This window comes from Microcosmobacter mediterraneus, from assembly GCF_031846265.1.
Lineage (GTDB): Bacteria > Bacteroidota > Bacteroidia > Flavobacteriales > Flavobacteriaceae > Microcosmobacter > Microcosmobacter mediterraneus.
In genome coordinates this window covers 449,100-467,084 of record NZ_JAVRIA010000001.1, presented here as the reverse complement: position 1 = coordinate 467,084, position 17,985 = coordinate 449,100, and the positions used below count along the sequence as shown (strand labels likewise).

Genomic DNA, 17,985 nt, shown 5'->3' with positions numbered 1-17,985 from the left:
TAAACATAATAAATTAAGATTTAGGTTTAGAAAAATTATCATAAAAAATAACAGTACTAGCTTTTTCATTATTTTTGATGCAATGACTAGTCCAGAAGAATATATGTTACCATGCCTAAACAAAGCCTTTTTAGGATTTGAATGTATGGGTTGTGGATTACAACGGTCTGTAGTATTACTTTTTAAAGGAGAATTTAGTGCTGCATTTCATATGTATCCAGCTATATACACACTCATACCTTTATTTGGTTTCGTATTTTTTAATGCCATTAAGCCTATTAAAAATAGTCACAAAATAATTATAACCTTAGCTATCCTAAATGTTATTGTCATATTTGGTAGCTATATCATAAAAATTTCAACTTAAATACTTATCACATGGAACAACAAAAATTACCTAATGCTACCATTTCTATTGTACTTGGTATTATTTCATTTATAGCCTGTTTTTGCAGCTCAGGTATTGGTGGATTATTATTTTCTGGTATTGCTTTATTTTTAGCTAATAAAGACATTAAGCTTTATAATGAGAATCCAGATTTATATGATAATTATAGTCAAGCAAATACCGCAAGAATAATTGCTATCATTGGTTTAGCCATTGCAACAATTGTATTCTTATACTTTGTTTATATGGTATACCAAGCTGGTGGGTGGAGTGCATACCTAGAGCAACAAAGTGACATTATGAAACAACTTGGTTTTGATTTATAGAATTAACAGTCATAAAAAAAGGCGATTCTTAGGAATCGCCTTTTTTCATAAGTAGTCCTTTTATTCAAACTCTTTCAAGGTTTTTATAATAATTGTAACACAATCTAGTAATTGATCTTTAGTCATTACCAAAGGTGGCGCAAAACGAATAATATTCCCATGCGTTGGTTTTGCTAATAAACCATTATCTCTTAGCCTTAAACAAATATTCCAAGCCGTATCACTGTCTTCATCGTCATTAATAACGATGGCATTTAATAAACCTTTACCTCTTACTAAATTAACAATAGTACTAGTTTCTATGTATTTATTTAACTCTGTTCGGAATAGATTACCTAATTCAAAGGCGTTTTTAGCTAACTTTTCATGTCTAACCACTTCTAAAGCAGCAATAGCTACGGCAGCTGCAATAGGGTTGCCGCCAAATGTACTTCCATGATTTCCAGGTTTGATGACATTCATAATACTATCATTAGCTAAAACAGCAGAAACAGGATAAGCGCCACCAGATAAAGCTTTACCAAGTATTAAAATATCTGGCTTTACATCTGGCACAGAAGAACAATTTTTATCAGAACAATTACAATTACCGCAGGTTGCTAATAAACGCCCTGTACGTGCAATACCTGTTTGTACTTCATCAGCTATAAATAATACATTGTGTTTTTCGCACAAGGCTTTTGCTTCTGCTAAATAACTATCAGAAGGCACATACACACCAGCTTCACCTTGTATAGGTTCTACTAAAAATCCTGCTACATTATCATTATTACTCAGAACATCTTCTAATGCTTCAAGATTATCATATTCAATTTTAATGAATCCATCTGTGTAAGGTCCAAAATTCTTACGCGCTACAGGATCATTAGAAAATGATATGATTGTTGTTGTACGACCATGAAAGTTATTTTCACAAACAATAATCTGAGCTTTATTTTCATTAATACCTTTTACTTCATAAGCCCACTTTCTACATAACTTTAAAGCAGTTTCTACAGCTTCTGCACCTGTATTCATTGGTAAGAGTTTATCAAACCCGAAATATTCTGTTGCAAATTTCTCATAACGTCCTAACATATCATTATAAAATGCACGAGAGGTTAAGGATAACGTTTGTGCCTGATTTGTCATTGAATTAACAATTTTAGGATGACAATGTCCTTGGTTCACTGCAGAATAAGCCGATAAAAAGTCATAATACTTCTTACCTTCTACATCCCAAACATACACACCTTCTCCTCTACTCAATACTACTGGTAATGGATGGTAATTGTGCGCACCATACTTGTTTTCTAAATCGATCGCTTCTTGCGACGTTAATTGGTCTAAAACAGCCATTTTAATAAAATTTTAATGTGAATAAAATAACCATTCCTGCTCTACCTTTATTCCTTCAAAGACTTTGCGTACCATTAATGTAGTTATGGTGAAGCCTTGAAAAAGCAGCGTGGGAGAGAAATCATCCCTAGAGGATTGCAAATTAATAAATATAACTGTGATATAAAACTTAGTCAGAAATTTTTCCAGATAATGAAGATACTTGTAACTCTAGTCGTTTTATTTCTCTTACAATCGCTTTTTTGTCCATTTGCATCCATGAGAATAGTTTCAACATACAAGAACCCATTAAAGCTATCGTTCCTAAAACTCCCCATTTTATAAGATCATTAGTGACTTCAACCTTAAAAAATTGAATAGCACAATAGATAAAAAATCCGAAAAAGACAATTTGCACTATACTCATCATATAAACGATCCAGCTATTTTTTCCTGAAAAAATACCAGATATCATTTGTAACAAGTTTTGTTCTTCTAATTCATCATAAAACTTAGCCTCTTCTTCGGTAAGTGTTTCTTTTATTAATTGATCTATATCTTCCATTTTAGTTTTCATAATTCATTTTTTAATTCTTATTGTTTATTGTAAAAATGTGTTGGCATATAAAAGTTATTATTTGCAAAATCTTTTTAACTATGCTTGGTTTTTATATTTAAAATTGTTTTTAATTTTTCTCTTGCGTGAAATAATCTCGATTTAACTGTTCCCACAGATATATTCTGCAAATCACTAATCTGTTTTAGGCTATAAGACTCCATATAAAAAAGCCTTACTATGACCTTTTGGTTGACTGGTAAATCATTTATAGCTTTTAATAGTTTTTGTTTTAATTGATCGTTCTCTGAGTATTCTGTACTATCGCTTTCAATCTCAAAGGTGTAACCTACAACCTTATTTCTTTTTTTTGCTTGCAATCGAAGCCAATCTGTTGATTTATTACATACAACTCTGTAAGCCCAATATTTAAACTGTTTAGGGTCTTTAAGTGTGCTTATTCTATGTATTATAATTGCCCAAGTATCTTGAGCTATATCCTTTGCAGCATCTTTATCCTTAACCATCCAATAGGCTTTATTACAAAAAAGTTTATGCCAACGTTTCACTAAAGTAGCTAAAGCTTTTTTATCACCTTTCTTAAAGGATTCTACTAATTTTTCATCTATGCTTTGGTCAGTTTTCAATTACGCATGTTTGGTTTGAAACGTTCTTCTTTTGTAAACATCTCTTAGTAACTTTACCCAAAGATTATATCTCCGTTCTTTTTTAGTTTCAGTAAAATAATTTTCAACTTTATCAAAAGCCTCTTCAATTAAAGCATTATGCAACCAACGAATTACGAAGACCCAAAAAAATGTAGCTTTAAATGTTGTTTCTGCTCTAATCTCATGAATTATTTCTGTGTTCAAATCATTAATAGCATTTATTATTAATTCATGTGTTCCATTAAAACCATCAGGTTTAGTGAACTGGAATTTTATACGTTCGCCTTCAATAAATTCAATTATTGTATATCGTATACGTCCATGACCACCTTTACTCCCAACTCTTAATCCATCTTTAAATCTTATCGCTGGCCAGTTTTCATAGGGCCAAACCAAATCATTTGCACTAGATAATGTTTTAAACAATCGTGATACTTGTTCTTTAGGCTGATGAATTTGACGTTTATGAATATTTACAACTTTCATACACTATAGACGAAGAAAATTAAAAAGGTTCAAATTATTTCCCAAGAAAGTGAGAATCTTATAGGATTTTGTCATAAAGATAACCTAAAATATGGCTATTAAATTTGAGCTATCTATATATATTTGCACTCTAATTGAGAATACATGCCACGAAGAGAGCGCAACAAATTTGTAAAACGCGGACAAATCATTGAGATATTAATCGAAGATTATGCTTTTGGTGGAAAAGGTATTGGACGTATTCGAAATGAGTATGGCGAATTTGTAGTTTTCGTTCCCAATACCTTACCAGAACAATTAGTAAAAGCTCAAGTAAAAAAATCGAGTAAGAAGTATGCTGAATGCAAATTACTTGAAGTTCTAAAAGCTTCTAAAGACGAAATTGAAGTCCCTTATCAAGATATTCCTGGTGCTCCATACATACAATTACCCATAGAAAAGCAACATAACTTCAAAAAACAGAGCACACTAGATTTGTTTAAACGTATTGGTAAAGTTGCTGATATTGAAGATAAATTTGATGAGTTTGTAAAATCACCTCATACGTTTAATTACAGAAACAAAATGGAATATGGTTTTTCTGCTATTGGTTATGATAGAGTGCAAAAAACAGATGTTGATGAATTTACATTAGGCTTTAAAAGACGTGGTCTTTGGTGGTGTGGTGAGAACTTAAATCGGGATTCCGGCTTATTCGATAAGGAATTGGAGAACCATCTAAAAGATATTAGACACTATTGTGAATCTTCAGGTTTAGCAGCTTGGCATGGTCCAAGGAAAGAGGGTTTTTTCAGATACTTTGTTGTCAGAAAATCCTATAAAACAGATAAACTCTTATTTAATTTAGTTACTACATCTTATGATCTGTCTAAGTTCGATTTGGATAAATTTGCAAACTATTTGGTAGAATTGTTTGGTAATAGAGTTGCAGGTTTACTTCATACCATTAATGATGAAGTTGGAGATCGCACAATAGCAACTACAGGAAGCATAAACCTCGTATATGGAGAGGATAAAATAGTTGAGAAGCTGTTAGGTTTAAACTTTGAAATAAGTATGAAAAGCTTTTTTCAGACCAACCCAAAATGTGCCGAAAAATTATACTCAAAAGTTATTGATTATGCTTTAGAAAATAAAGAAGCTATAGATAATTCTGTTGTGCTAGATTTATTCTGTGGTACTGGTACAATAGGACAAATTATAGCCAGTAAAGCTAATAATACTCAAATTGTTGGAGTAGATATAGTTGCTTCAGCAATTGAAGACGCTAAGAAAAATGCTAAGCGTAATAATATCAGTGGTTTAAAATTTCATGCAGCAGATGTTGGTAAATTCTTATCTGAACATCCAGATTATACCAATAAAATTATAACTATTATTTTAGATCCTGCTCGTGCTGGTATTGCACCTAAAACCCTTAAAAAAATAATAAACCTTAACGCAGAACGTTTGGTTTATGTATCTTGTAATCCTGCTACACAAGCTAGAGATACTGAGCAATTAATGCTTGCTGGATATCACTTAAAAAAGATAAGCTTAGTGGATCAGTTTCCACATACAGCACACATTGAAACTGTAGTTTTGTTTGAGAAATAATTAATGAAAAAGCTAAATATATTTATACTTATAATTGCCATCGGACTAATAGGGTGTGAGCGTGATGATATTTGTGCAGAGGCAACTGAAACCACTCCTACATTAATTATTAACTTTAATGACAACGAAACTTTAGATGATCCTAAAAATGTTCGTCAGCTCCTGGTGGTAGCCTTAGACCAATCTCTAACACCAATTGCTACCATAGGATCTATATCTACAACAAATGCAATAGCACTTCCTTTACACGTACAAGACGAGAACGAAACCACACCAATTACCACACGTTATGCATTAATACAAGATGCAGATTTTGATGATGACGGAGATGATACCACGTTTTCTAATACAGATATTATAGAAATAACATATACGACAGAGTTTATATATGTATCAAGAGCTTGTGGTTATAAAAGTATTTTTAATTTAGAATCTACCTTTAATACTGCTTTTAATATCATAGATGATGGTGATCTTTGGATTACTAATTTTGCTATACAAAACTTTACTATAGACAACACTAATGAAACGCACATTCTTATTTACCACTAAGTTAATGCTTATATTACTGTGCTGTTCTACACTTATGGCACAAGAAACCAAAACTGATTCTATAGTTTATAAGCAGGACTATGGCTTTCGCTTAGGTGGTGATATTTATAAATTAGTACGTACAGTAGTAGATGACGATTATACAGGTTTTGAAATTAATGGTGATTACAGGTTAACTAAACGTTGGTACTTGGCAGGAGAATTGGGTACAGAGGATAAAAGAACAACCACAGATTTTTTAGACGTTACCACAACAGGAAGTTATTTTAAAGCTGGTGTAGATTATAACTTTTATCGTAATTGGCTCAACATGGAAAACATGCTATTTGGTGGTTTTAGAGTTGGTGTATCTTCTTTTAAGCAACAGTTAGATAGCTTTACAATTTACGATGTTAACAATACACTTTTTGGACAATACTCCTCTGTTGTTGGACAAGAATTTAATGGCTTAACAGCAATTTGGGTAGAAGTTCTTTTTGGCATGAAAGCCGAAGTACTTAATAATCTTTACATGGGATTAAATGTTCAGCTTAAAGGTTTAGTTAGCCTAGACGAGCCTTCAAATTTTGAAAATGTTTACATACCTGGTTTCAACAAAACCTTTGATAGTGGACGTTTTGGTGTAGGCTTTGGTTATAACATATCATACTTAATACCTATTTTTAAAAAGGATAAAACCGTTAAGGTAATCGGTGAAGAATAGTAATTATCAACTTTTTACTTCAATCAAAATTCATTATATTATTCTAATAATTTCAAAATCTCATGGATAAAGAAGCCATCGTAGAATTATTAGAAGAAAAGCATCAAGACTTATTTAAAGTTTTAGACTCCAAAAACCCCGAACAATGGACCTCTGGACCTAAAGGCAAATGGACCACAGGACAACATGCCTTACATTTATTACAGTCTATAAAACCTCTCAACACTGCTCTAAGTATGCCTAAATTTTTGCTAAAATATAAATTTGGAAAAGCCAACAGACCAGTTAGAGCTTATGATGCTGTTGTTAAACGCTACCAAGACCGTTTAATTGAAGCTAAAGGTAAAACCTTTAAAGGATCTCAGAACATGAAACTACCTTCCTTTAATGATAAGAGCTATATATTGACTAGACTACAAGTAGAACAAAAAAAATTACAAGTAAAAACTCAACGTTTAAAGGATAAGGATTTAGATCATCTTATTCTTCCTCATCCATTACTAGGTAAAATGCCAGTGCGTGAAATTATTATGTGGACTGCTTACCACGTGCAACATCATACTAAAACTTTAATGGAAAACTATGATTAATGGTATAAAAAAGAAAAAATCGAATCGATTATCACTATCTTAAAATATAACTTTTAATTATCTTAGTCTTAAATAATATACCAAAGCTTAAGCATAAATACAGAATAATAAAAACTCAATAATGACCAAAAAACTCTTTCTTTTAATTCTAGGATTATCACTGTTTTTTTCTTGTAATAACTATGAAAACACTAACTCACCAATAGTCTATTACAATGGAGATATTATTACTATGGTTGGAGACACGCCAAATTATGTTGAAGCGATTGTTGAAAAACAAGGCAAGATAGTTTTTACAGGCTCGAGCGAAGAAGCAATGAAGATTGCAGGCAAAGGTCATAAAATGATAAATCTAGACGGCAATACGCTTGTTCCTGGATTAATAGATGGCCATGCGCATTTTGCTAATTTTGGAGCCCAAGCGATTGGTGCACAATTGTTGGCATCGCCTGACGCTAATGTTAATGATATAGAAACTTTAATTTCGGTCTTAAAAACATGGAATACATCAGAAAATAGAGCCTTAACAGGTTGGATATTTGGTACGGGCTTCGATGATTCTATTTTGATAGAAAAACGATTTCCTACCAAACACGACTTGGATAAAGTCAGCACGGAATTTCCTATTATAATCACTCATATTTCTGGACACTTTGCCGTAGTAAACTCAAAAGGATTGGAAAAGTTAGGCATTGATAAAAACAGTAAGGACCCAGAAGGTGGGCTTATTAGACGCGAAAATAAGTCTACAGAACCCAATGGAGTTTTGGAAGAACTGGCTGCAATCCCTTACATATTACAAGCGATAGCACCTAAGTCTGAAGAGGCTTTAGTACGATTTTTCGAAGCTGGGCAGGAAATGGCCTTGTCTTACGGTTATACAACTGCTCAAGAAGGAAGAGCGATGCAAAATCATGAAATGCTAGTGGCCATGGCAGAAAAGGATAAATACAAAATTGATGTAATAAGCTATATAGACTATGCGTTTGTAGATAAATACATGGATAGTAAATGGAATAGTAGAACGTATACAAATAGGTACAGGATTGGCGGAATGAAAGTAACCTTAGATGGTTCCCCACAAGGCAGAACTGCTTGGAGAACGGAGCCTTACCTTTTGTCTCCTGATGGAATGCCTCATAATTATAGTGGTTACCCAGCAATACCAAATGACAGTGTCCTTACATCTATATTCGAAAAAGGTTTTGAAAATAATTGGCAAATTTTATCACATACAAATGGTGATGCAGCCATTGACCAATTTATAAGAACATTAAAACCATTACAAGAAAAATATGGTAAAGACCATAGGCGTGATGTAATTATTCATGGGCAGTATATACGTGAAGATCAACTAGACGAGGCAAAAGAAATGAATATGATTGCATCTTTATTTCCATTACATACGTTTTATTGGGGAGATTGGCATAAGGAATTAATAGGTGATTCATTAGTTCAAAATATAAGCCCAGTAAAAACGGCATTAAATAAAGGTATGAAAATTACCATTCATACAGATGCGCCAGTTGCACTTCCAAATTTAATGCGTGTATTATGGACTGCTGTAGAACGTACTTCTCGCTCAGGTGGAGTCATTGGTCCTGATGAACGATTAACTCCATATGAAGCTTTACAAGCCATAACCATCTGGTCGGCATACCAACATTATGAGGAAGATAAAAAAGGAAGTCTAGAAATCGGAAAACTAGCCGATTTTGTGATTTTAGATAAAAACCCATTGACAGTAGAACCAAAAAACATAAAAGATATTCAAGTCCTGAAAACAATAAAGGAAGGTAAAATTGTATTTGAAAAATAACGATTATGATCAAAGGACTTTATGAAACTCATTTATTTGTAGAAAATTTAGAACGCTCTATTGCTTTTTACTCAGAAACTCTTGGACTAAAACAATGTCGTCTTGGCACAGAACGTAGAACTGCTTTTTTTTGGATAGGAGAAGATAAACAGTTTATGCTTGGACTATGGGAAAAACCTAAAGAAGAGATTGATATACGTCACTTTGCATTTCAATGTGATCCAGAATGGGTTTTAAAACACTCTGTTGAATTTCTTAAATCTAAACAGCTTAATTTTTGGAATTTTTTAAACAACGATAAAGAACAACCCATGGTTTTTTGTTGGATGCCTGCCATATCAATTTATTTCAATGATCCAGATGGACACGATCTAGAATTTATTGGAATTTTACCTGGTAAGTCAAAATCTAATGAAGAAAAACGTGTAGTGACTTATGAGGAATGGTTATCCATCAAGGAAGATTAAAAACAAACACAAATCATAGTACATCTTGGTACTTTACTAATCTTTTACTTAATTCAACATTTATAGTGGCAAATGGATTCTGTATCTATGTGCAGAATGAAAAAAGCCAATGATCTAACTACAAATTCTTCTTCGCTTTTTTACTCCCTTCATACATTTCGTACTTTACTAAACGACTTTCTAATTTAGCATTAAATACTTTAATTTTTCGGGATGGTCTTAATCCAACAGATTTTAACGCTTCAAGGTTAGAGGTAATTAACCAAGCATTGGTTTTAGGGTAACCATGTTTTAGAGTCGTACCAATATTACCATAAAACTCTTCTACATTAAGATTTTCTAATCGTTCGCCATAAGGTGGATTAAACACCATGTGCAATGTATCTGTTCCTGATTTTTGAGTCTTAAAGAAATCCTCGTGCTTAATGGTTATAAACTCATCTAAATGTGCATTCTTTATATTATCAGTAGCTTTACGTACTGCTGATGGCGATTTATCATAACCCAAAATTTTATAATGAAAATCTCTAGTCTTTTTGAGCAAGCTCTCTTCTATTTTTTCAAATAGATCTACATCCCAATCTTGCCAACGTTCGAAAGCAAACTCTTTTCGCATTAAATTGGGTGGAATATTACACGCAATCATAGCAGCTTCAGCTAAAACCGTACCACTACCACACATAGGATCCATAAAATCGGTTTGTCCATCCCAACCAGAAAGCATAATTAAACCCGCTGCCAAAACTTCATTAATTGGTGCAATATTAGTTGCGGTTTTATAACCTCGTTTATGTAATGACTCACCAGAGGTGTCTAACGAAATGGTGCACAATTGCCTGTCAATATGAACATTTATCTTTAAATCTGGAAATCGTAAATCTACATTAGGTCTTACACCTGCAGAATCTCTAAAACGATCTACAATAGCATCTTTAGTTTTAAGCGCAATGAATTTTGAGTGTGTAAACACATGTGAATGTACAGTTGCATCTACTGCCAAGGATCCTTCTGGTTTTAAATACGTTTCCCAATTGATTTTATACACTTGGTTGTACAAATCTTTCTCGTTTGATATTCTAAACGTCTTAATGGGTTTTAAAATCTTAATCGCAGTACGTAATCCCATATTGGCTTTGTACATAAAGCCTTTATCACCTACAAAACTTACATTTCTAACACCTTTTTTTATCTCTTGAGCACCTAATTGCAACAACTCTTTAGATAAAAGTTCTTCAAAACCATATAAGGTCTTTGCGACCATCTTAAAATTATTGTCCATACTATACGTCTAATCGGTTGCAAAAATAGCTATTTTTGCAAGGTAACTGCTAACTTATGCTCAAAGAACAATCCACTTGGTATGCGTCTTGGTTTGATACACCGTTTTATCATACGCTCTATAAAGATAGAGATTATGAAGAGGCAGAATTATTTATGTCTAATATTACTCAGCATTTAAGCTTACCAGAGCAGTCTCGAATTCTAGATTTAGCCTGTGGTAAAGGTCGTCATTCTATTTTCCTAAACAGATTAGGTTATAACGTTACTGGAGTAGATTTATCTGAAAATAGTATTGCGCATGCTAAACAATTTGAAAATGAGACTTTAGAGTTTAAAGTACATGATATGTGTCAACCTTTTGGCAGTACTTTTGATGCTGTTTTTAATTTGTTTACAAGCTTTGGTTATTTTGAAGACGATGAAAATAACATCAACACTATTAAGTCTATTAAAGCGAATTTAAATAACTATGGATTTGGTGTTATTGATTTTATGAATTCTGAATATGTTATTGATAATTTAGTTGATGAGAATACCAAAACAGTTGATGGCATTGATTTCTTACTTAAGCGACGATTAGAAAATGGCTATATTTTTAAAGATATTTCCTTTATGCATGAAGGGGAAGCGTATCATTTTGAAGAACGTGTTAGAGCATTTACTCTAGACGATTTTAAATTACTCTTTAAAAAAGCAGATGTTGACCTTTTAGAAGTTTATGGAGATTATAATTTGAATAGATTTAATAGTAAAACTTCAGAACGTCTCATTTTAATCTTTAAATAAATAATACTTGAACAAATTCTTATTCCCAATATATGCAGTTGTTTTAGGAATACTTCTGGTTCTTCTTAATAAGAATAAGAATCCTAAAAATTCTAAATTACTACTCTCCTTTAGTGGTGCTTTTCTTTTAGCGATAACCTTATTTGAATTGTTACCAGATGTTTATAGTCATTTAGAAGCAAAGTGGACAGGCCTTTTAATAATGTGTGGTATTGTCTTGCAAATATTTTTAGAAACACTTTCTAAAGGTGCTGAACATGGTCATATTCATAATCATGGTACATCACATAAATTTCCTTGGTTATTATTTATTAGTCTATGTATACATAGCGTATTAGAAGGATTTCCTATTCATCAGCATAACGATATGGTTTATGGTGTACTTATTCATAAAATTCCTATCGCTATGATTGTGACTGGATTTTTGGTTAATGCAAAATTTAGCAAACAGCAGATTATTATTTTTCTAACCGTTTTTGCACTAATGACACCACTTGGCACATGGTTATCTAATGAAGTTCCTGAGCTTGGAAACTACACAATTTATATCAATGCTCTCGTCATTGGTATATTCCTACACATTTCAACCATTATTCTTTTTGAAAGTAGCGAAGGTCATAAATTTAATATTGCCAAATTATTAACCATAATTGCTGCTGTAGTTATCGCTTATTTTATTTAGAAAGAATTAATGTGGTAGTTCGCCAATATCTAATCCACTTTCGTGTTTTTGTTTAGCATGTTCATACCCTTGTTTCCACCATTTTACCATAAGGCGTTTGCTAAAAATTAGTGAGTTCTCAGTTAGCGTCGTTGGTGTATAGTATAAATTTAGCTGAGCATCTTTAGTTTTTGCAGCTAACTTTCCAATAGTAATGTCACTACGTTCTACCTGATTCATTAAATGACCAAATAAATTAAGCATCAATGAAAAAGGATTCTTACCTAACACCTTTTGTTTCTCAAGGTTTTCAGATTCTAAAACAATAGCATCTACTTCTGTTGCACCACGCTGTATAGCTTCGCGAATTGGAACCACACAACCCAAACCACCATCTGCATATTCATAACCATTTCTTTTTACTAAAGACATAAATGGTATGTAATTACACGATATCCAAATCCAATCGCAGAATTCTTCATAAGTACAATCATTAATAGACTTATACTCTACACTATTCTTGGATAAATTAGAAACAGTAACCACAACATCATGACGAATTTCTTTTATCCTATCAAATTCTTCTCTATGAAATCTTTTTTTTATGTTGCGTCTTAGAGCCTTACTCTCACCAAAAGTCCGTTTCATCCTTATAAATTGCCATAAGGAATTCACAAAATCTATAGAGACAAATTCTCTATCTCCTTTTTTACGTTGAACAAAAGGGCTGATGCTAAAAATATCATGTTGCTGTACGTTAGTAAAAATATCATATACCTTAGCTACTTTATTACATGCTAAATGCGGAATAAGAAGACTCCCTGTAGACGTACCTAAAAACATGTCGTACTCTCTACCAAGGTCTTCCATAAGGTATTGTGCCACACCTCCTGCAAAAGCACCTTTACTGCCACCACCAGAAATAACGAGAGCTCGCATATTAATTAGCTTTAATTAGAAGATAAAGATGCAGAAATTATCTTAATTAGACCAAGGATTTCTATGAGATCCTAGTATCTATCTAAAATTACTTTATAGTCTGGATGTTTTGAAAGCGCCTCTACAAGTTCTTTAGCATATTTTTTAAATCGCCAATTATGATGTGTTGTAGCATCTTTTAAACTTGCGAGAGCATTCTCATTAAAAGCTTTTAAGCTATTGAGGTAAGTGAATGCTAATTGTCGAGTTTCAAAATGAAAATCTGACGTGGTATAATGTACCAACTCTTCATAATACGCTTGCTTATTCCCATCTTCATATCCAAAGGTATTTAAAGCGAGTGCTAACCATAACTGTCTTATATTTTTATCGTTAAAACCCACTACATCTTTGGTTTGGTCTAGATAAGTATATCTGTCTTCAGAAAAGTTATTCCATAAATTATACAACGCAGCTTCAATAGTTACATATGATGCATCGTTTAATAAAGTTTCATAATGATCTTTCAAATCTTTTGGTATCGTTTGCACATGTTGTGCAATAGCCTGTCTCACCTTTAATGAGCTATTAAAAACCTCTTTGGTAACACGTTCTGGAACTTGCGCAATGATCTTGGATTTAGCCTCATCAGAAATTGTTGATGTTAAATAATAGTCGCAACGAGCATTTTTAGCTTCACAATCTACCATTTCATATTCTTGAATAAAGAAAGAATTGTTCTTCAATAACTCTAGAGCCTTATTAAAAGGAAATGTTTCTGCTGTTAACCAGGTCGATGCAAAACCAGAAAGGTCTTGATTTGAAGCCTTTTCAACTTCACTAATAAAATCTTGAGTCTCTACATTTGCAAATTGATGTTGCTCTAAGTAGCGTTTTACTGCAGTTTTAAAAGCCTCGTCTCCAACTTGTTCACGTAGAGCATATAAAGCCCAAGCACCATGCTCATAAAACGTTAAACTACTGGCTTTAGGATTGAGTAGCTTAGAACCTTGCTTGGCTAAATCTTGCGAAGCTAAGTCTTGAGCAGAATTATAGAGTTTCCAATAAAAATAATGGTCTCCAAAAATCTCACGCTCAGCTAATAACGCATAGTAAGTAGCAAAACCCTCTTGCAACCAATGATGCTCTCCAGATTTAGCAGTAACCAAATCGCCAAACCATTGATGTGCTAACTCATGAGCATTTACATTCACATAGTTTTTATCATTAAAAGCGATAGAATCGATCACAAAAGCATCAGAGAAAATAGTAAGACTTGTATTCTCCATACCAGAGTATAAAAAGTCGTGAACAGGAACTTGCTTATAATTCTGCCAAGGATAAGGATAATCTATTTCACTTTCTAGAAAATCAAACATACGCTTTGTGTAACGATAGGTTGGCTCTACCTTAGCTGAATCTTCTGGATAATAGTAATACTCTAATGGAATACCACTTTTAGAAGTTTCTGTGATTTTATTATACTTACCAATGGCAAGAGCAACGAGATAGCTGGACATTGGTTGATTCATATCATAATGAAAGGTAGTTTCTAAAGAGCCCTCTAATGCAGTTTTGATTTTACCATTAGAAACAACTTCATATTTATTATTGTAGTTAATCCATAAATCAAATTCAACTTTCTCGTTAACATCATCAAAACTAGGCAACCAATGGCTCGTGTATTTACCTTGACCTTGAGTCCAAATCTGAATATCACCTTTCCTTTTTAAAAAATAAATTGCCTTTTCTGGTTTAGCTACATAATACAAATGAAATTTATACTTCTGATTTCTTTTTAATTTTAAGTGAAACGTCAAACGTTTAGTGTCATATGAATATTCAATATCTTTTATCCTTTCTCCATTAGGTTTAAAAAATTTAATTTCTTTAAAATCCATATTAACAGCATCTATATAGACAGAATTAATAGCACTTTTAGTTTTGAACGTATAATTAATCTGTCCAATAATTTTTGGATTTATATCAATACCTAAACTATCTGTTTTGATAATAACTAGACCTTCTGCTTTTGTAAAATCAATATATTCGGTTTGTTGGGCAAATACAATGTGTCCAAAACACAGAATAAAAAAGAAATAAAGATATTTCATACAACAATAATAACAAGTATTGCTCCAAAATAGTATTTTTTAAGGTTTCTGCTTTAAACGAAATCCATTAATTTCGTTGTTATGAGTATTAACCTTCAAACACCAATAGATTATTTAAAAGGTGTTGGGCCAAATCGAGCTGATTTGTTGCGCACAGAATTAGGTATTCATACCTATCAAGACCTCATCAATTTATTCCCTAACCGTTATATAGATAGAACACAGTTCTATAAAATAAATCAATTACAACGCCATTCTGCCGAAGTACAAATTATTGGTCAAATAACTGCACTGAGAGAAGTAGCTCAAAAACGTGGTAAACGTTTAGTAGCAACTTTTAGAGACGAGAGTGGCATTATGGAACTGGTATGGTTTAGAGGTCAGAAATGGATACGAGAAAGTTTAAAATTAAATACGGATTATGTCATTTTTGGCAAAATAAACTGGTTTAATGGTCTATTTAGTATGCCTCATCCAGACCTAGAATTAGCAGAAGACCATAAAAAAAGTTTACGCTCTTCTATGCAACCTATTTATCCTTCTACAGAAAAATTATCAAATAAGGGTATTACCAATAAAGTTATAAGTTCTGTAATGCAAAATTTATTTTTGGAAACTAAGGGTGAATTTGTAGAAACACTATCTGATAATGTATTAAAAACACAACGATTAATTTCTAAATCAGATGCGCTTTTAAATATCCACTTTCCTAAAAATTCTGAACTACTTTCTAAGGCAGAATTTAGATTAAAATTTGAAGAATTATTTTACATTCAATTACAACTAATTCTAAAAAATTTGATCCATAAATCAAAGATAAAAGGTTTCGTTTTTGAAAAAGTTGGCGACTACTTTAACACCTTTTTCAATGATCATTTACCCTTCGAATTAACCAATGCACAGAAACGAGTCCTAAAAGAAATTCGTCATGATTTTGGGAGTAATGCTCAAATGAATCGTTTATTGCAAGGTGATGTAGGTTCTGGAAAAACCATAGTTGCCTTCATGTCAATGCTCATAGGACTTGACAATGGTTTTCAATGTTGTTTAATGGCGCCGACTGAAATTTTGTCAGTTCAGCACTATAATGGATTATTAGAATTATGTAATAAATTGAATATCAGTATAGAAATATTAACAGGTTCAACTAAAACTTCAAAACGTAAGGAAATTCATGAAAATCTAGAAAATGGTCAACTACAACTCCTTATTGGCACTCATGCTCTACTCGAAGACAAGGTGAAATTTAAAAATTTAGGCCTCGCCATTATCGATGAACAGCATCGATTTGGAGTCGCGCAACGAAGTAAACTTTGGAAAAAAAACACCTCTCCTCCACACATACTTGTGATGACTGCAACACCTATTCCAAGAACCTTAGCCATGTCTGTTTATGGTGATTTAGATATCTCAATAATTGACGAATTACCAGCTGGTAGACAGCCCATAAAAACGGTACACAGATATGACAATAATCGACTTAAAGTATTCAGATTTATCAGAGATGAAATTACTAAAGGAAGGCAAGTTTATGTTGTGTATCCATTAATTCAAGAAAGTGAAAAAATGGATTACAAAGATCTTATGGATGGTTACGAAAGTATTTCTAGAGATTTTCCTACTCCTGAGTATCAAATATCTATAGTTCATGGAAAAATGAAACCAGAAGACAAAGATTATGAGATGCAGCGCTTTGTAAAGGGAGAAACTAATATTATGGTTGCAACTACTGTTATTGAGGTTGGTGTTAATGTGCCAAACGCTTCTGTTATGGTTATAGAAAGTGCAGAACGCTTTGGTCTTTCTCAATTGCATCAACTTAGAGGTCGTGTTGGTAGAGGTTCAGAGCAAAGCTACTGTATACTGATGACTAGCCATAAACTTGGTGAAAATAGTAAAACCAGACTCCAAACTATGGTTAACTCTAGTGATGGCTTCGAAATTGCTGAAGTAGATCTAAAACTTAGAGGTCCTGGTGATATTATGGGCACGCAACAAAGTGGCGTACTTAATTTAAAAATAGCCAATATAGTTAAGGATAAGGCTATTTTGCAGCATGCACGCTATTGCGCACAACAATTATTAAAAAAGGATCCATCGCTTTCTCATTCTGAAAACAGGGTGATTCTTAATACTTACAGACAATTAAGTAAATACATAAATATTTGGAACTATATCAGCTAACTTAAAATAATGAAAATGAAAGACTTAAGTAAAGTATATATTACGATTCTTACTGTAATTGCAATACTATGCTCTATTAATGCGCAAACCAAAACAAAATCTAATGTATTCTATAAAGATTCTGAAAGTGCTCAGAGTATACTAGATGCTTACTACGATTGTATTTCTGGTCCAATAGGTGAACAAAGAGATTTTGATCGTTTAAGAAACTTATTTCATCCTGAAGCTAGACTTATATATAGTTATTGGAATGAAGGATCAACTAAAGCTAATCTAATGGTTTTTAATACTCTTGAAGATTTTATTAATAAACTAGATTATTTAGATAAAAAGGGGTTTTACGAACACGAGATTAGCAACATTATGCATTCATTTAGTGCAGTTACACAAGTATTTAGCACTTATACTTTTAGAGCTGAAGATAATAGTATACCAGCCAATAAAGGGATTACCAGTTATAATTTATTTTTTGATGGAGAACGTTATTGGATAATGTCTATGTTTTGGGCTGCGGAAAACGAAAGGTATAAAATCCCAAAACAATACTTAAAACATTAAAAAATTCTGAAACCA

Annotated in this window: 19 protein-coding genes; 12 read left to right on the top strand and 7 right to left on the bottom strand. The window is 32.5% G+C overall.

Annotation, left to right across the window (positions count from 1 at the left end; translation table 11 throughout):
* Positions 1 to 82 precede the first annotated feature (82 nt).
* The gene (locus RM697_RS02155; protein WP_311426200.1) at positions 83 to 367 is read left to right on the top strand and encodes a DUF2752 domain-containing protein; all 285 of its coding nucleotides are present in this window, start codon (positions 83 to 85) and stop codon (positions 365 to 367) included.
* A gap of 11 nt (positions 368 to 378) precedes the next feature.
* Complete coding sequence (locus RM697_RS02150; protein ID WP_311426199.1) at positions 379 to 714, top strand: CCC motif membrane protein; 336 nt, start codon at positions 379 to 381, stop codon at positions 712 to 714.
* Between the two features lie 60 nt (positions 715 to 774).
* Here the strand turns inward: RM697_RS02150 and rocD are convergent, their stop codons facing one another.
* From rocD to RM697_RS02130, 4 genes are all read right to left on the bottom strand, one after another.
* On the bottom strand, positions 775 to 2,052 hold the full coding sequence (gene rocD, locus RM697_RS02145; RefSeq protein ID WP_311426198.1) for an ornithine--oxo-acid transaminase: 1,278 nt from the start codon (positions 2,050 to 2,052) through the stop codon (positions 775 to 777).
* 169 nt (positions 2,053 to 2,221) lie between these two features.
* Positions 2,222 to 2,608, bottom strand: coding sequence for a DUF6768 family protein (locus RM697_RS02140; protein WP_311426197.1), 387 nt, complete (start codon positions 2,606 to 2,608; stop codon positions 2,222 to 2,224).
* A gap of 74 nt (positions 2,609 to 2,682) precedes the next feature.
* A complete protein-coding gene (locus RM697_RS02135; RefSeq protein ID WP_311426196.1) occupies positions 2,683 to 3,234 on the bottom strand; it encodes an RNA polymerase sigma factor in 552 nt (183 codons plus the stop codon).
* Positions 3,235 to 3,741: a hypothetical protein gene (locus RM697_RS02130; RefSeq protein WP_311426195.1), complete on the bottom strand. Its 507-nt coding sequence runs from the start codon at positions 3,739 to 3,741 to the stop codon at positions 3,235 to 3,237.
* Positions 3,742 to 3,885: 144 nt separating this feature from the next.
* Here RM697_RS02130 and rlmD point away from each other — a divergent pair, with 144 nt between their 5' ends.
* The 6 genes from rlmD to RM697_RS02100 all read left to right on the top strand — a co-directional run bounded on the left by rlmD (position 3,886) and on the right by RM697_RS02100 (position 9,468).
* Positions 3,886 to 5,337 carry a 23S rRNA (uracil(1939)-C(5))-methyltransferase RlmD gene (gene rlmD, locus RM697_RS02125; RefSeq protein WP_311426194.1) on the top strand — a complete coding sequence of 484 codons (1,452 nt, stop codon included), beginning with the start codon at positions 3,886 to 3,888 and terminating at the stop codon, positions 5,335 to 5,337.
* 3 nt (positions 5,338 to 5,340) lie between these two features.
* The gene (locus RM697_RS02120) at positions 5,341 to 5,889 is read left to right on the top strand and encodes a DUF6452 family protein (RefSeq protein WP_311426193.1); all 549 of its coding nucleotides are present in this window, start codon (positions 5,341 to 5,343) and stop codon (positions 5,887 to 5,889) included.
* Positions 5,861 to 6,592: a DUF6048 family protein gene (locus RM697_RS02115; protein WP_311426192.1), complete on the top strand. Its 732-nt coding sequence runs from the start codon at positions 5,861 to 5,863 to the stop codon at positions 6,590 to 6,592. The genes RM697_RS02120 and RM697_RS02115 overlap by 29 nt, the downstream gene beginning before the upstream one ends.
* A 62-nt stretch (positions 6,593 to 6,654) precedes the next feature.
* The gene (locus RM697_RS02110; protein WP_311426191.1) at positions 6,655 to 7,182 is read left to right on the top strand and encodes a DinB family protein; all 528 of its coding nucleotides are present in this window, start codon (positions 6,655 to 6,657) and stop codon (positions 7,180 to 7,182) included.
* 121 nt (positions 7,183 to 7,303) lie between these two features.
* A complete protein-coding gene (locus RM697_RS02105; RefSeq protein ID WP_311426190.1) occupies positions 7,304 to 9,001 on the top strand; it encodes an amidohydrolase in 1,698 nt (565 codons plus the stop codon).
* Positions 9,002 to 9,006: 5 nt separating this feature from the next.
* Positions 9,007 to 9,468: a VOC family protein gene (locus RM697_RS02100; RefSeq protein ID WP_311426189.1), complete on the top strand. Its 462-nt coding sequence runs from the start codon at positions 9,007 to 9,009 to the stop codon at positions 9,466 to 9,468.
* A 118-nt stretch (positions 9,469 to 9,586) separates the two neighbouring features.
* Here the strand turns inward: RM697_RS02100 and RM697_RS02095 are convergent, their stop codons facing one another.
* The gene (locus RM697_RS02095) at positions 9,587 to 10,747 is read right to left on the bottom strand and encodes a THUMP domain-containing class I SAM-dependent RNA methyltransferase (RefSeq protein WP_311426188.1); all 1,161 of its coding nucleotides are present in this window, start codon (positions 10,745 to 10,747) and stop codon (positions 9,587 to 9,589) included.
* A gap of 56 nt (positions 10,748 to 10,803) precedes the next feature.
* Between RM697_RS02095 and RM697_RS02090 the strand changes: the two genes are divergently transcribed.
* Entirely contained in the window at positions 10,804 to 11,535 is a 732-nt protein-coding gene (locus RM697_RS02090) for a methyltransferase domain-containing protein (protein WP_311426187.1), read from the top strand.
* Between the two features lie 7 nt (positions 11,536 to 11,542).
* Positions 11,543 to 12,217: a ZIP family metal transporter gene (locus tag RM697_RS02085; RefSeq protein ID WP_311426186.1), complete on the top strand. Its 675-nt coding sequence runs from the start codon at positions 11,543 to 11,545 to the stop codon at positions 12,215 to 12,217.
* A gap of 6 nt (positions 12,218 to 12,223) precedes the next feature.
* Here the strand turns inward: RM697_RS02085 and RM697_RS02080 are convergent, their stop codons facing one another.
* On the bottom strand, positions 12,224 to 13,135 hold the full coding sequence (locus RM697_RS02080) for a patatin-like phospholipase family protein (RefSeq protein WP_311426185.1): 912 nt from the start codon (positions 13,133 to 13,135) through the stop codon (positions 12,224 to 12,226).
* Between the two features lie 71 nt (positions 13,136 to 13,206).
* Positions 13,207 to 15,228 (bottom strand): M1 family metallopeptidase, encoded by a 2,022-nt coding sequence (locus tag RM697_RS02075; protein ID WP_311426184.1) that lies wholly within the window; start codon positions 15,226 to 15,228, stop codon positions 13,207 to 13,209.
* A gap of 81 nt (positions 15,229 to 15,309) precedes the next feature.
* On the opposite strand from RM697_RS02075, the gene recG reads away from it, so the two are divergent.
* Positions 15,310 to 17,412, top strand: a complete 2,103-nt coding sequence (gene recG / locus RM697_RS02070; RefSeq protein ID WP_311426183.1) for an ATP-dependent DNA helicase RecG — start codon at positions 15,310 to 15,312, stop codon at positions 17,410 to 17,412.
* Between the two features lie 15 nt (positions 17,413 to 17,427).
* The gene (locus RM697_RS02065; protein ID WP_311426182.1) at positions 17,428 to 17,970 is read left to right on the top strand and encodes a hypothetical protein; all 543 of its coding nucleotides are present in this window, start codon (positions 17,428 to 17,430) and stop codon (positions 17,968 to 17,970) included.
* Positions 17,971 to 17,985 lie beyond the last annotated feature (15 nt).

What these genes read in the sequence shown, in the direction of transcription:
- rocD (WP_311426198.1), bottom strand. Translation starts at nt 2,052, where the DNA reads ATGGCTGTTTTAGACCAATTAACGTCGCAAGAAGCGATCGATTTAGAA.
- RM697_RS02095 (WP_311426188.1), bottom strand. Translation starts at nt 10,747, where the DNA reads ATGGACAATAATTTTAAGATGGTCGCAAAGACCTTATATGGTTTTGAA.
- rlmD (WP_311426194.1), top strand. Translation starts at nt 3,886, where the DNA reads ATGCCACGAAGAGAGCGCAACAAATTTGTAAAACGCGGACAAATCATT.
- RM697_RS02065 (WP_311426182.1), top strand. Translation starts at nt 17,428, where the DNA reads ATGAAAGACTTAAGTAAAGTATATATTACGATTCTTACTGTAATTGCA.
- RM697_RS02150 (WP_311426199.1), top strand. Translation starts at nt 379, where the DNA reads ATGGAACAACAAAAATTACCTAATGCTACCATTTCTATTGTACTTGGT.
- RM697_RS02115 (WP_311426192.1), top strand. Translation starts at nt 5,861, where the DNA reads ATGAAACGCACATTCTTATTTACCACTAAGTTAATGCTTATATTACTG.
- RM697_RS02100 (WP_311426189.1), top strand. Translation starts at nt 9,007, where the DNA reads ATGATCAAAGGACTTTATGAAACTCATTTATTTGTAGAAAATTTAGAA.
- RM697_RS02110 (WP_311426191.1), top strand. Translation starts at nt 6,655, where the DNA reads ATGGATAAAGAAGCCATCGTAGAATTATTAGAAGAAAAGCATCAAGAC.
- RM697_RS02080 (WP_311426185.1), bottom strand. Translation starts at nt 13,135, where the DNA reads ATGCGAGCTCTCGTTATTTCTGGTGGTGGCAGTAAAGGTGCTTTTGCA.
- RM697_RS02130 (WP_311426195.1), bottom strand. Translation starts at nt 3,741, where the DNA reads ATGAAAGTTGTAAATATTCATAAACGTCAAATTCATCAGCCTAAAGAA.
- RM697_RS02155 (WP_311426200.1), top strand. Translation starts at nt 83, where the DNA reads ATGACTAGTCCAGAAGAATATATGTTACCATGCCTAAACAAAGCCTTT.
- RM697_RS02105 (WP_311426190.1), top strand. Translation starts at nt 7,304, where the DNA reads ATGACCAAAAAACTCTTTCTTTTAATTCTAGGATTATCACTGTTTTTT.
- RM697_RS02075 (WP_311426184.1), bottom strand. Translation starts at nt 15,228, where the DNA reads ATGAAATATCTTTATTTCTTTTTTATTCTGTGTTTTGGACACATTGTA.
- recG (WP_311426183.1), top strand. Translation starts at nt 15,310, where the DNA reads ATGAGTATTAACCTTCAAACACCAATAGATTATTTAAAAGGTGTTGGG.
- RM697_RS02120 (WP_311426193.1), top strand. Translation starts at nt 5,341, where the DNA reads ATGAAAAAGCTAAATATATTTATACTTATAATTGCCATCGGACTAATA.
- RM697_RS02090 (WP_311426187.1), top strand. Translation starts at nt 10,804, where the DNA reads ATGCTCAAAGAACAATCCACTTGGTATGCGTCTTGGTTTGATACACCG.
- RM697_RS02140 (WP_311426197.1), bottom strand. Translation starts at nt 2,608, where the DNA reads ATGAAAACTAAAATGGAAGATATAGATCAATTAATAAAAGAAACACTT.